Origin of the sequence: Actinomadura viridis (genome assembly GCF_015751755.1) — a bacterium.
GTDB lineage: Bacteria > Actinomycetota > Actinomycetes > Streptosporangiales > Streptosporangiaceae > Spirillospora > Spirillospora viridis.
On the sequence record NZ_JADOUA010000001.1, the window covers coordinates 7,435,009 to 7,448,254 of the forward strand.

General features: G+C 72.6%; 9 protein-coding genes. 8 read left to right on the top strand and 1 reads right to left on the bottom strand.

Annotation, left to right across the window (positions count from 1 at the left end; all coding sequences use genetic code 11):
- Window positions 1-202 precede the first annotated feature (202 nt).
- From IW256_RS33780 to IW256_RS33795, 4 genes are read left to right on the top strand one after another with little or no spacing between them, the layout of a single operon-like run.
- On the top strand, window positions 203-718 hold the full coding sequence (locus IW256_RS33780) for a hypothetical protein (protein WP_197014798.1): 516 nt from the start codon (window positions 203-205) through the stop codon (window positions 716-718).
- A gap of 13 nt (window positions 719-731) precedes the next feature.
- Entirely contained in the window at window positions 732-1,709 is a 978-nt protein-coding gene (locus tag IW256_RS33785) for a hypothetical protein (protein WP_197014799.1), read from the top strand.
- Between the two features lie 42 nt (window positions 1,710-1,751).
- Window positions 1,752-2,276: a GNAT family N-acetyltransferase gene (locus IW256_RS33790; RefSeq protein WP_197014800.1), complete on the top strand. Its 525-nt coding sequence runs from the start codon at window positions 1,752-1,754 to the stop codon at window positions 2,274-2,276.
- Window positions 2,277-2,330: 54 nt separating this feature from the next.
- Window positions 2,331-3,548: an FxsB family cyclophane-forming radical SAM/SPASM peptide maturase gene (locus IW256_RS33795; RefSeq protein ID WP_307829275.1), complete on the top strand. Its 1,218-nt coding sequence runs from the start codon at window positions 2,331-2,333 to the stop codon at window positions 3,546-3,548.
- A gap of 179 nt (window positions 3,549-3,727) precedes the next feature.
- Here IW256_RS33795 and fxsT read toward each other — a convergent pair whose 3' ends face one another.
- On the bottom strand, window positions 3,728-6,259 hold the full coding sequence (fxsT, locus tag IW256_RS33800; RefSeq protein WP_197014801.1) for an FxSxx-COOH system tetratricopeptide repeat protein: 2,532 nt from the start codon (window positions 6,257-6,259) through the stop codon (window positions 3,728-3,730).
- Window positions 6,260-6,587: 328 nt separating this feature from the next.
- Here fxsT and IW256_RS33805 point away from each other — a divergent pair, with 328 nt between their 5' ends.
- From IW256_RS33805 to IW256_RS33820, 4 genes are all read left to right on the top strand, one after another.
- Window positions 6,588-6,848: a hypothetical protein gene (locus IW256_RS33805; protein ID WP_197014802.1), complete on the top strand. Its 261-nt coding sequence runs from the start codon at window positions 6,588-6,590 to the stop codon at window positions 6,846-6,848.
- Between the two features lie 175 nt (window positions 6,849-7,023).
- Window positions 7,024-9,105 carry a tetratricopeptide repeat protein gene (locus IW256_RS42930; RefSeq protein WP_197014803.1) on the top strand — a complete coding sequence of 694 codons (2,082 nt, stop codon included), beginning with the start codon at window positions 7,024-7,026 and terminating at the stop codon, window positions 9,103-9,105.
- Between the two features lie 636 nt (window positions 9,106-9,741).
- Window positions 9,742-11,304 carry an MFS transporter gene (locus IW256_RS33815; protein ID WP_197014804.1) on the top strand — a complete coding sequence of 521 codons (1,563 nt, stop codon included), beginning with the start codon at window positions 9,742-9,744 and terminating at the stop codon, window positions 11,302-11,304.
- 271 nt (window positions 11,305-11,575) lie between these two features.
- Window positions 11,576-13,243 (top strand): VMAP-C domain-containing protein, encoded by a 1,668-nt coding sequence (locus IW256_RS33820; RefSeq protein WP_197014805.1) that lies wholly within the window; start codon window positions 11,576-11,578, stop codon window positions 13,241-13,243.
- The last annotated feature ends 3 nt before the right edge of the window (window positions 13,244-13,246 follow it).

Here is a 13,246-nt window from a genome sequence, read left to right on the forward strand (position 1 = left end):
GGTACGGAACGAGGCGACCGGCCGCCTCACTGTAGGGGCCGCTGAATGCCGGAGTCACGGATTTAGCCGCCTGCCGGAAATTCGTTTACTCCCTCCGCATGATCAAGAACATAGAGTTCTTGATCGTCGGGTCATGATCAAGGCCGGACGAACGCTTCATTTCCAGCCGTCGGACATGTCCGATGTGCGAAGGGGAGGAATTGTGCGTCGTATTGCATGTGCGGCGGGTGGCGTGCTCGCGCTGGGGCTGCTGGCGGCCCCGGCGGCGTTCGCGGAGGACACCACCACGACCTTCACCGTCACGGCCGGGGCCCTGGGGGTCACGGTGCCGGAGTCCGCCGACCTCGGCGACGGCGCCCCCGGCACCACCATCACCGGCCAGCTCGGCACCGTGACCGTCAGCGACCTGCGCGGCGCGAACCCCGCCGCCTGGAGGGCCACGGTCTCCTCGACCGACTTCACCGCCACAGGAGTGCCGAGCATCCCCGCCAGCGCGGTCACGTACACGCCGGGCACCGCCACCACGGTCGGTGACGGAACGTTCACCCCAGGGGCTCCGGGGCCGCTGAGCTCGACCCCGCGGGACGCCTACACGCACTCCGCCGGCACCGGAAGCAACAGCGCGGCGTGGAACCCCACCCTCGCCGTCGCCGTGCCCAACACCGCGACCGCGACCACCTACCAGGGGACGGTGACCCATTCCGTCGCGACCGTCTAGGGTCCTGACCGCCATGGTCCTGCCGGTCGTGCTCTTGCTGAGCGCGGCCGGCACGTCCGCGTCCGCGGCCCCCGGGCCCCGCGACGGCAAGGGCCGGTTCGGCATCCGGCTGATCGAGGCGCCCGTCGCGCGGCGGAACGACCCGCGCGCGCTCACCGGCATCGTCGACCACCTCTCCCCGGGCACCACCATCAGGCGCCGGGTGGAGGTCACCAACGTCTCCCCCGAACGGCTGCGCGTCAAGGTGTACGCCGCCGCGGCATCGATCCAGAAGAACCGCTTCGCCTTCGCGGCCGGACGCACCGCCAACGAGCTGTCCGGCTGGACCTCGGCCGAGCATTCCGTGCTCGACGTCCCGCCGCACGGGAAGCGGATCACCCGGATCACCATCCGGGTCCCGCGGACCGCGTCGCGCGGCGAGCGGTACGGCGTCATCTGGGGCCAGGCGGAGGCCCGGCCGGACGCCAGGCACAACGTCGGGGTCGTCACCCGGGTCGGCATCCCTATCTACCTCGACGTCGGCGCCGGCGGCGAGCCGCCCTCCGACATGCGCGTCGAAGCGCTGGTGCCCGCGCGGACCGCCGACGGCCGTCCCCAGATCATCGCGCACGTGCGCAACACCGGCGGGCGCGCCCTGGTGATCAGCGGGTCGCTGTCGCTGTCGGACGGGCCGGGCGGCCTGCGGGCCGGGCCGTACCCCGCCGACCTCGGCGTCACCCTGCTCCCGGGCGGCCGGGCGCCGGTGACCGTGGCGCTGGACCAGCGGCTGCCGAACGGGCCGTGGAAGGCGCGGCTGACGCTGCGGAGCGGCATGGTCGAACGCAAGGTGTCGGCCACCCTGACCTTCCCCTCCTCGGGGACCGGCGATCCGGTGACCCCGGCCTCCGCCACTTGGCTCTACGCCCTCCTGGCGGTCGCGGCCGCCGTCCTGCTCGCCGGGCCCGCGTTCCTGCTCCGCCGCCGGCGGGTCCTGGCCGCGGCGCGCGGCTGAGGCGGGGGGCGGAACACGGGGCGTTGGCGTACGTTCGATCTCGTGACCTCTGAAACGGGCGGCGGGGTCCACCTCAGGCCGATCGCCGCCGGGGACCGGGACGAGTTCGTGGCCGCGGCCCGGGCCAGCGCCGAACTGCATCACCCGTGGGTGTGGGCCCCGACGACGGCCGAAGGATTCGCCGAGTACCTGGCCAGGTTCGACCAGGTCACCGCGGTCGGGTTCGTGGTGTGCCTGGCAGATACGGGCGCCATGGCGGGGTTCGTCAGCATCAGCCGGATCGAGCGCGGCTCGTACCAGAAGGGGGTGCTGGGCTACGGGGCGTTCGTGCCCCACGAGGGGCGCGGTCACATGACCGAGGGGGTCGGGCTGGCGGTACGGCATGGGTTCGGCCGGCTCGGGCTGCACCGGCTGGAGGCCGACATCCAGCCGGGGAACGGGGCGTCGCTGCGCCTCGCCGAAAAGGTCGGGCTGCGCCGCGAGGGGTTCTCACCCGGGCTGATCAGGATCGACGGGATCTGGCGGGATCACGAGCGCTGGGCGGTCACGAACGAGATGGTTTACTGAAATCATCCCCTGCGCAGCGCCGCGCTCAGATCTCGTCGGGAAGGTCGTTTCGGCGTGGCCATCGAACTCGACCCTGTGACGCGGCGGCCGGAATGGCCGGACACGCTGGACGTGCGCGCCCTGCTGGAGTCGGGCTGGCGGCCCACCCCGTTCCGCGAGTTCATCATCAAGGTGCACAGCCGCTGCAACCTGGCCTGCGACTACTGCTACATGTACGAGATGGCGGACCAGGGGTGGCGCCGCCAGCCGCGGCGCATGAGCCGTCCCGTCATCGACCAGGTGGCGCGGCGCGTCGCCGAGCACGCCGAGGCGAACCTGCTGCGCCGGGTGGACGTGGTCCTGCACGGGGGCGAGCCCCTGCTGGCCGGGGTCGACCACCTGCGTTACGCCGCCACGACCTTCCGCGCGGCCATGCCCGACGTGGAGGTCGGGCTGCATGTGCAGACCAACGGGGTGCTCATCGACTCCTACTACCTCGAACTGTTCGACGAGCTCGACATCACCATCGGGGTCAGCCTGGACGGCGACGAGGAGGGGAACGACCGGCACCGCCGCCGCGCCGACGGCCGGGGCAGCTACCGGGAGGTGCGGGCGGGGATCGAGGCGCTGACGGCGCCGCCCTACCGCAGGCTCTTCGGCGGGATCCTCAGCACGGTCGACCTGCGCAACGACCCGGTCGCCACCTACGAGTCGCTGCTGGCGTTCGACCCGCCCTCCGTCGACTTCCTGCTCCCGCACGGCAACTGGGACGCCCCGCCGCCGGGCCGCCGGGACGACGACACCACCCCGTACGGCGACTGGCTCGTCCGCGTGTTCGACCGCTGGTACGGCGCGGAGGTCCAGGAGACCCGCGTCCGGCTGTTCAGCGCGATCATCCGGCTGCTGCTCGGCCGCCGTTTCATCGGTGAGTCGGTGGGGCTGGCCCCGGTCTCCCTGGTCGTGGTGGAGACCAACGGGCGGATGGAGCAGGTGGACGCGCTCAAATCCACCTTCGAGGGCGCCGCCGGCACGCCGCTGCACGTCGCGCGCGACCCGTTCGACACGGCGCTGATGCTGCCCCCGATCGTCGCCCGCCAGATAGGCGAACGGGCCCTGTCGCCGCTGTGCCGCAAGTGCAGGATCCGGCGCGTGTGCGGTGGCGGCCACTACGTGCACCGCTACCGCTCAGGGGAGGGCTTCCTCAACCCCTCCGTCTACTGCAACGACCTCTACCGCCTCATCACGCACATCCACGAAGTGGTCGCCGCCGACGTGAAGGGCCTGGCGCCCTGAACGCCTAGGGCGAGTCTCGAAGTGGCCTCAGCCATCGCGCGAGCGCGTTGGCTGCCAGGTGGGGCGATGCCGGAGGCGAGCCTCACCTGGCAGATCGCGAAGCGATGTCGCGCTCGCACAGGCCCGGTTAGGCGCGAGCCGCCAGGCGAGCGCCGTGGGCCGGGACTTTGAAACAGAGCCTAGATGGGCGGAGGGTCGAAGTCGGCGTCGAGATGGCGTCCCTCTAGGAAGACCTTCGTGTCGGGGTGTTCGAGGCCGAGCGTACGGGCGTAGGAGGACTTGGTCTCCTCGCGGAGCCTCGCCGCCTCCTCCTCTTCGCCGAGGACGTTCAGGTCCGCCGTCAGGTTGGCCGCGCAGGACAGGGCCAGCGGATGGTCGGGGCCCAGCACGGCGCGGATGCGCCGCAGCGTGTCGCGCTCCAGCCGGCATGCCTCCTCGTGCTCGCCCAGGGCGGCCAGGTCGCTGGCCAGGTTGGTGGCGACCGTGAGGGTGTAGTGGTGGTCGCGGCCCAGCTTGGCGTCCAGTCCCTCCAGGGCCTCCTCGTTGACCACGCGCGCCGACCGCGGGTCGTCCTGGACGCGATGCATGATGCCGAGGTTGCCCATGCAGCCGAAGTTGTACGGGTGTTCGGCCCCGTAGACGCGCGGGTACCGCCGTACGGTGTCGGCCGCGAGGTCCATCGCCGCCTCGGTGTCGCCCCGGGTGCGCAGGAGGTTGGCCAGGCACATGGCGGCGGAGAGCGTGTCGGGGTGGTCGAGGCCGAACTGCCGTACCGACCGGGCGTGCACGTCCTCGGCCAGCTCGCCCGCCCGGTCGAGGTCGCCGACCCGCCGCCAGGCGATGGACAGGTCCTTGGCGGTGCGCAGCGTCCAGTTGTGCTCCACGCCGACCTCCTCGACGGCGTAGGCGTAGGCGTCCTCGCCCAGGTCGCACGCCTCGGAGTAGTCGCCGCAGAGCCGGACCGCCCGGGCCAGCCCGCTCCAGATGCTGAGCAGGCTGAGCTTGTCGACCCCACCCGGTTCGAGGGCCAGGCAGGTCTGGTAGGCCCGCTGCAGCAGTTCCTTGGAACGGACGTAGTCACTGCCGAGCCCGTAGTCCAGCGCGAGGCTGTTGGCCGTCAGGATCGTCCGCAGGTCGGCCTCACCGAAACTCGCCTCGTAACGGCGGAGCAGGTCCTCGTCGCGTTCGCGGGCCCGCTGGAACTCGCCGAGCGCGCGCAGGTCGGCCCCGCCGCCGCGGAGGAAACGCAGCGTGAGCGGGTCGTCGTGGCCCAGGACCTTCTCGGCCACCTCCAGGGAGGTGCGGGTCAGCTCCGATGATGCCTCGTACTGGCCCAGCTCCCGCAGGATGTTGGCCTGCTCCAGGCGCAGTTCGAGTACGTCGGAATGCTCCTCGCCGGAGTCGGCGGTCCAGCTCTCCAGGAAGCTCTCCACCAGGCGCCGGGCGGAGGCGTAGTCCCCGGAGCCGGAGAGGTAGCGCACCATGTTGACGGCCAGCCGCCGCACTTCGGGCACCTGGCTCGTTCCGACGCGGGAGGGGGTGATGTGCCCGAGCAGGTTGGAGTAGCGCACCCAGTTGGCCGGCTCGTAGGGGTCGGGCGGCGCGTACCCGGCCAGGAGCAGGTGGACCTGTTCCCGCATGTGGCGCTGACCGTCCTCCGGCAGTTCCTCCCGCAGCAGCGCCTGGATCAGCCGGTGGATCTGGATGGTGCGGCCCGGGATGTCCAGCCGCGCCAGCGCGTACCGGCCCAGCTCGCCGATCACCTTGCTCAGCCTGATGGGGTCGGCGACCAGCTCCGACAGCTCCTCGCCGAGCTCCACCCGGGGCTGGCTGAACGCGTCCCGGGGGATCGGCTCGGGGCCGAAGAAGGCGCAGCAGCGCAGCAGGTCGACGGCCTCGGGCAGCTTCTCGCTGAGGCTGGTCACCGACAGGTCCCAGGCGGCGGTCATGGACACCGGGTACTCGGTCGGCTTGCCCTCGGAGAGCAGCCGGCTGGTGCGCTCGCCGAGCAGCCGCAGGTATTCCGAAACGCCCATCCCGGTCTCCGCCTGGAGCGCGCCGGCCTGTTCCAGCGCCAGCGGGAGGTCGCCCAGCTCGTGGGCCAGCCGGTCGGCGTCCTGGGGGGTGATCGCCTTGGGCACCCGCTTGCTGAGGAACTCCACGCTCTCCGCACGCGAGAACACGTCCACCGGGACGGTGTCGACCACGCCCTCCCAGCGGTGGTTGCGGGAGGTGATCAGGACATGGCCCGGCCCGCGCGGGATGATCTCGTTGAGGTCCTCGGGCTGGTCGGCGTTGTCGAAGATGAGCAGCCAGTCGGCGTACGGCTCGCCGCGGCGCAGCGCGTCCAGCACCGCCTTGGCGGCGTCCTCGATCCCGCTGGCCGTGGCGGGCGGGAGGCCCAGGAACGGGGCGAGGCTCGCCAGCGACGAGCGCACCAGGACGGGCTGGTCGGCGGGGATCCACCAGACCACCTCGTACTCGGAACGGAAGCGGTAGGCGTACTCCACGGCCATCTGCGTCTTGCCCACGCCGCCGAGCCCGTGCAGCGCGTGCGGGACGACCGCCGTGACCTGGCCGGCGATGCCCTCGCGCAACTGGTTGAGCAGTTCCGTGCGTCCGGTGAAGTTCTTGTTGCGCGGCGGGATCCTGCCCCATACCTCGGGAATGCGTCCTGCCGGTCGCGCCACGCCTGGGCGTGGGTCGGTCATGCCAGCCACCTCCGCGTCGTCCCCGGGCCCCGATCCTGCAATCTTCCGCACTCCTTACCTTGGCGACAAGCCCTGATATCCACGAGCGCCCGGAAAAGTCCCGATAGGAAAGGGATAATGTGTCGCACGCCACTAACCGGCCGATCTCCCGGATCCGGATAGGAGAAAATCGCCTATTCAGATGGTCCATAAACGGGATGGACGATCGTCGCGCTCGGTGAAACAATCACGGCGGCGCGGTATGCCGCGCCCAGGCCGCGTCCGACCGCCCAGGCGCTCCGCGATCGCGGCCAGGAACGGCCGTCACGTCCTTCGCCCGGGAGAGCCCATGGCCGAGCAGACCTTCGAGTCGCGCACCGACTTCGACCCCATCGACACCTCCGACCTCACGCTCACGCTGCTGGACCCGCTGCCCGAGTCGGCGCTCAAGCACGCGTTGGTCGAGGTCATGGACCTGACCCGGCCCCGCCCCGGTGCCCAGGGCGGCGGCTTCATCAACAAGGCCATGACCGACTGGCCGGATGGGTCGGGGCCGGGCCCGCATTCCCGGCGATCCGCGTTCCGGCTTTCCGCAACCCGCGAGAAATAGGCCGGAACGCCGGAAACGGGCCGGACGTGCATGATCATCACGCCTGGTCCGGCCAATCGTCCCGAGGGCGGGCCGGTCGCGTATTACTCTGAGCGGACCAGAGTCTTCTCGGATGCCGGCTCGCCGTCCGGATGCCGGCTCGCCGTCCGCGGAGATCCCGTGCGGAGGTCGTCCGGTGATCACCAATTCGGTCGTCGAGGGTACGCCGCCCTTCGTCGGCACGCGGCCGTTCGGCATCGAAGACGATCACATTTTCTTCGGGCGGGACCGGGAGATCCGGGAGGTGTCCGGGCTCTGGCGCGGCCACCGGCTCACGCTGCTGCACGGCGGCGCCGGGGTGGGCAAGACCTCCCTGGTCTGCGCGGGCGTCATCCCCCGGCTGCGGGCCGAGGGCGAGCACGTCCTGCCGCCCGGCCACCTCTGGCGCCGCAACGCCTACCCCGCCGCCGCCTTCCCCGCGCAGAACGTCTTCACCCTCGCCCTGCTGTCATCGTGGCACCCGAGCGAGTCGCCGACGCGGGTGGCCGGCCTGTCGGTGCTGGACTTCCTGCGGCGGCGCGGCAGCAAGGACCGGTTCGGCCTGCCGGTGCGGACGTTCGCCGCGATCGACCACGCCGACCTGCTGTTCCGCGACTCCGTTCCGCACCGGCGGCAGCGCCGCCGCTTCCTCGACCAGCTGGTGGAGGCGATGAACGGAGTGCCCGACCTGCACCTGCTGCTCGCCGCCAGGGAGGAGCACCTGGACGAGCTGCGCGCCCTCGGCGAACGGCTGGCCGGTGACACGGGCGCCGCCTACGCGCTGGGCGCCTTCGACCGTGCCGCCGCCGTCCAGGCGGTACGGCGCCCCCTGGACGGCACGGGCCGCAGCCCCGGCCCCGACACCGTGGAGGCGCTGGTCGACGAGCTCCGTACGATCCGGACGCCCTGGGCGGTGACGGCGCAGCAGATCCCGACCGTCGCGCCCGCGATGCTGCAGCTGGTGTGCGCCCGCCTGTGGGCCGACCTGACGGCCGAACCCGCGCCCCCGGCCGAACGCCTCGCCGCGGACGTCGGCCAGGTGCTGACCGAGTTCTGCGGCCAGGCGCTGGCCACCGTCGCCGCCGACCACCGGAGGGCGCCGGGCGAGATCGTCTCCTGGTTCCGCGCGACCTTCGCCGGCCGCGGCGGCCCGGTCACCGCCCGGCACGCCGGCGCGGAGCCCCCCGGCGCGGAGGTCTCCGGCGCGGTGCTGCGCGCCGTGGAGGACCTCCACCTGATCAGGGTCGCCCGGCGGGACGGGAACCGGCTGTACGAGCTGCACCACCCCCGCATGATCGAGCCGGTCCGGACGCTGGGGGCGCGGCCCGGGCCGGTCCGGCGGCTGGAGCCGGCCGAGCGGCTGCGCGAGGCCGAGCGCGCCCTCAGCGAGGGGGCCGGGGAGCTGGCCCGCCACCACGCTGAGGCGGTCGTCCGCGCCTGCGGCAAGGGCGACCTGCGGACGCTCGCGGAGGCCGAACGCCTCCTCGGCAACATCGCCTGCGAGCACGACCGGCCGGAGACCGCCGCCGAGCACTACCGCAGCGCGGCGAGCGTCTTCGAGGTGCTCCAGGACACCCGCGCGGTCGGGTTGCTCCTGGCGGCGCTCGGGCGGCTGCTGATGGACGGCAGCGCGGCCGAGGCCGTCCGGGAGCTGCGCACCGCCGCCAACCGGCTCCCCAACGACCTGGTCGTCCAGGTCGCGCTGGCCCAGGCCCTGTGGCAGGCCGGCCGGACGCGGGCGGCGCTGGCCGTGCTCGACACCGTGCTCACCCGCGACGGCGACACGCCCGAGGCGCTGCGCGCCCGCGGCGAGATGCTGGCCGACCTCGGGCACGCCGAACCGGCGCTGCGCGACCTGCGCAGGGTCGATCACCACGACCGGGCGTCCACCCATGCCGCCTGGATGCTCGCCGAGACGTCGCGGCGGCCCGGCCCGGCGGGAGCACCTGAGGGGTCGGCGGCGGCGCCGGAGGGCGCGGAGACGGGCCAGGAGGCCGCGCTCCCCGCGTCCGGACGCGGGGAGGCGACGTGGCCCGATCCGGGCGGGGTGCCCGTGGAGAACGTGGAGAGCGGGCCGGTGCTGCTCCGCGTGGCCCGCACCCACCGGCTGCGGGGGCAGGACGGGGCCGCCGCCGGCCTCGCGGCCCGGGCCCTCGCCGCCCGGCGCCCGCCGCTGCCGCCCCAACTGCGCGACGAGGCGTTCCGGCTGATGGGCCCCGGGCCGCACGGAGACGCATGACGGAGGCGTGTGGCGGAGGCGCGTGACGCAGACGCATGACGGAGGCGTGTGACGGAGACGTGTGACGGCCCAGCGCGGCGGCGCAGCACGGTGGCGCCACGGGCGCGGCACGAGCGCGCCACGGGTGCGGCACGAGCGCGGTCCGCGGTGCCGGGACGTGGCGGGCGCGCCACTGCGAATCGCGCGTTCCGGCGATTCGGCAAATGCGCCTGACCATGATCGCGCGGTTTTCTGAGATTCTCGTGCGCCGCCGTGATTGAACGGCTTGAGCGAGGGGATGCCCTTCCATCCGCCGGGTGGGACGTGGTCGCCCTGTCCGGCGCCGGGCGCGGACGGAGAGTGGCCCGGCCCCTCGTGCGGACCGGACTTCGGGGAAGTCCGGCGCGGGCGGTTGGTGTTCGGTAGCGTTTCGGTGCCGATAGCGCCTGACCCCGCTTGCGCCGACCGTGCCGAGTGGCCGGTCCGCCGCGGGCACTTCGCTTTTTCAGGTCCGCGCGCATGGGGTGTGTGATTTTGGTCGGGAGTTGGCCGTATGTGATCTAGTGCTGGATCGGCCTTGGCGTGTCACTGGTGCTGCCCGGCTGAATGGAATTAAAGAATGACGGGAGAACGCCATCGCCTGTCAGTAGAGAATAGATGTCGAATCTTATCTGGGAACGCGACTTCAAGCTGCTGTGGGCCGGGTCGGCCGCGTCGCAGCTCGGCGCCGTCGGCGCGGGGACGGCCACCCCGCTGCTGGCGCTGGCGCTGGACGGCTCGTCGGTGTCCGCGGGCTGGGCGACGGCGGCGGGCGCGCTCCCCGGCCTGTTCTTCCACCTGCCGGCGGGGTGGCTGGCGGACCGGGCCGACCGGCGGCTGATCATGCACGTCAGCCAGGTCGTGCGGGTGCTGTCGGCGGCGCTGCTGGTGCTCGGCCTCTGGCTGCTGGACGGGCCGTCCTGGTTGCTGATCGCGGCGGTGGTCATGACCGGTACGAGCACGGTCTTCTACGGGATAGCGGAGATCGCCGCGGTCCGCGACATCGTGTACGGCGTCGAGCGGCGGAACGCCGCGGGAAACGAGGTCGAGCGCGGCGGCCGGCGTGAATCGGCGATGGCCAGGCACGAGGCCCGTATTCACATGGCCCAGGTCGCCGGCCGGCCGCTCGGCGGATTCCTCTTCGGCCTCTGGCAGCTCCTGCCGTATGTCGTCGACGCGTTGACGTCCCTCTTCTCGCTTTACCTGATGTCGAGGATGTCGGCGGCCGGAGAAGGTCGCGGAGGCGCTTTCACGGCGATCCGCCATGCCGGCCGGAGAATCACCGGCGGAGTGGAAAAGCGAAAAGTGACCGGCCAGGCGTCGTCCGGTGGGAGATCGTCCGGCTGGAAGGCGTTCCGGCAGAAGAAATCCGGTCGCCGGAAAGAGGCCGGCCGGAAACCGGCCGGGGCGCCGCGACCCGGTGGCGGGATCAAGGCGAGCCGCGTCTTACTCGCGAACGACTCCTTTCTCTGCACGGTCCTCGTCGTCTGCGCCATCGCCAACTTCTTCTTCCAGGCGATCGTCCTCCTGCTCATCGTCTCCGCCCAGGAGCGGGGCATCTCCAGCTCGCTGATCGGGCTCTTCCTGTCGGCCACGGGCATCGGCGGGCTGGCGGGCGCGCTCGCCGCGCCCCGCGCGCTGCGCAGGCGCACGCCGCGGCGGATCGTGGTCCGGTGCGTGTGGATCTGGCTGGCACTGGTCTCCGTGGTGGCGGTCGCCGGCCATCCGATCGTCGGGCTGATCGCCTGGGGCAGCTGCAGCTACATGGGCGCCCATGTGAACGTGGCGCTGGAGGTCCACAAGGCCGCGACGGTGCCGCGCGAGCTGCAGGGCAAGATCACCGGCATCACCCGGTTCGTCACCGGTGGAGCGGTCCCGCTCGGCGCGCTGAGCGGCGGCTACCTCGTCGCCGAGCTGACCCCCGAGACCACCGCCTATCTCGTCACCGGGGTGATGGCGGTCATGGCGGTCGCGGTGACCGCCCTGGTGGGCTCCGGACGGCGGCGCGGGGAACGGGAACCGGAGCCGGAGCGCGCCCGGCGGGAGGCGCCGCCGGAACCGGAGGTCCTCGGTGTGCGGGACGTCCGTTCCGCGCCCGAGGCCGATCTGGACGCGTCCCCTCTCGTGCCCGCCGACAAGCCCTTGGACGTTTCTCCCGCCGGGGCAGCCCCCGGGCGCTGATTGCCGCTCGCTGATTGCGGCGTCCCGATTGCCGCGCCCGCCGCGAGGGTTGTGTCATACGACATCACTCGGGCGCATGACGCGTGGGTAAATAGCGGGATGAATACCGGGACGCGGGCGTTCCTCGGGCCGGTTCCGGGTTGCTCACCGACCGGATTCCGGCCGGATTCGGCCATGCCCTGCGGCGTTCCCGGTCCCTTTCGACATGATCAAAAAAGGGGGCGCCCTCCGCGCCCCCGGTGGGGCGGTTGACTCTTCGGAGCATGGGATGGTGACCAGGTCACTGGACGTGGAGGACCAGCAGCGGCTCGTCGCCGCGTTCATGCGGGTCGACGGGATGCGCGTGCGCAGCACCCGCGACCTCTGCATCTCGGTGCTGGAACGGGGGCTGGGACATCGTCTCCCGCTGGTCCGGCACGAGCGGGACCTGCACGACGTGTGGCAGCTGGTCGACGCGTGCCTGGCCTGCCCCGGCGGGATCCACGCGCTGGTCGAGGCGGTGGAGACGTTCCACCGCGGCAGCCGCCCGATGCTCGCGGTCCGCGCGATCGTCGAGGAGCTGCTGCCCGAGCCGCTGCTGCGCCCGTCCGAACGGCGGGAGCTGCGCGAGCTCGTCCTCGCCCTGGAGTCCCAGGGGATGAACGAGTTCTACCTCGCCGCGCTGCCCGCTCTCTACCGGCGCGCGGTCGGCCCGGTCGGCCCGCCGCCGGACCGCGGGCTGCGCGGAGTCCAGGACGTCGTCGCGCAGCTGGAGGAGGCGCCGCTCGGGACGGACGGGGTTCCGCCGCTGCTCGTCTTCGTCGACGACCTGGCCGGATACGCCAAGGGCGCCACGGCGACCGCGCTGGACGAGTGGACGAGCCGGTTCGCCGAGCGGTTCGGGCTCGGGCGCGACCGGCTCCAGCGGCTGCGGGCCCTGCGCCGGCCGGTGCTCGCCCCCGCCGCCTCCGCCGCCTCCGCGGGGCGGGACGCCTTCCTGGTGATCGAGTGCCGTCCCGACGGGGCGGCGCCGGACCGCTTCCTGATCAGCGCGTGGCTGCAGTTCGCCGGTGAGCCCGGCGTCATGCTGCGGTGCGACGAGGAGCCGCAGCCGCTCGGCCGGCTGCCCGCCCTGGTCGAGGCGCTGCTGGTCGAGGACAGCAGGGTGGCGGCGCGGGAGAACCCGGAGCTGACCGTCGAGTTCGTGCTGCCGCGCGAGCTGCTCAACCTGCCGTTCGACCAGTTCACGATCACGGTCGCCGGGCTGCCGCGGCGGCTGGGCATCGAGCACCCGGTGGTCATGCGCAGCCTGGACCGGCTGCGGCACCAGGCACTGCGGCACAACTGGCGGCGCAAGTGGGAGCGGCTGCGCGACGAGCCGGGGAGCGCGACGGTGACCTGGATCGGCGAGCCGGGACGGTACGACGGCGAGGAGCTGTACACGCTCCTCTCGGAGCCCTCGGCGGTCGGGCTGGCCCTGGCGTTCCCGCCGGGTGAGGGGGCGCCCGGCCCGGTGGACGAGGTGTGGGTCGGGTTGCAGGCGGGCGCTCCCATCGTCGCCTGGTGCCGGGACGAGCGCGACCCGGTCCGGTTCGCCGAGGAGGTCCGCGCGCTGCTCGGCTCCGACCCGCTGTCCCTCCCCCAGAGGGTGCGCGAGCTGCGCCGGAAGGCCGTGCTCGCGAGGGCGACGGCGGCGACGGCGGCGACGGTGACGGCGGTGACGGCCACGACGGGCGTGACGGCCACGAAGGCCACGACGGGCGTGACGAGCGCGACGGGCCCGGTCGCGGCGAGGTGGCCGGAGGGGGCGGGGGAGCCGGGGGGATCGTGCGAGCAGGGGGACGCGGTGGACGCGGGGGCGACCACCGGGGAGGAGCACCTGGGCCTGCATCTGGCCCTGGTCTTCGACGACGCCGACCGAGTTCCCGAGCCGTACGAGCGGCTCAAGCCACCAGCCTGAACG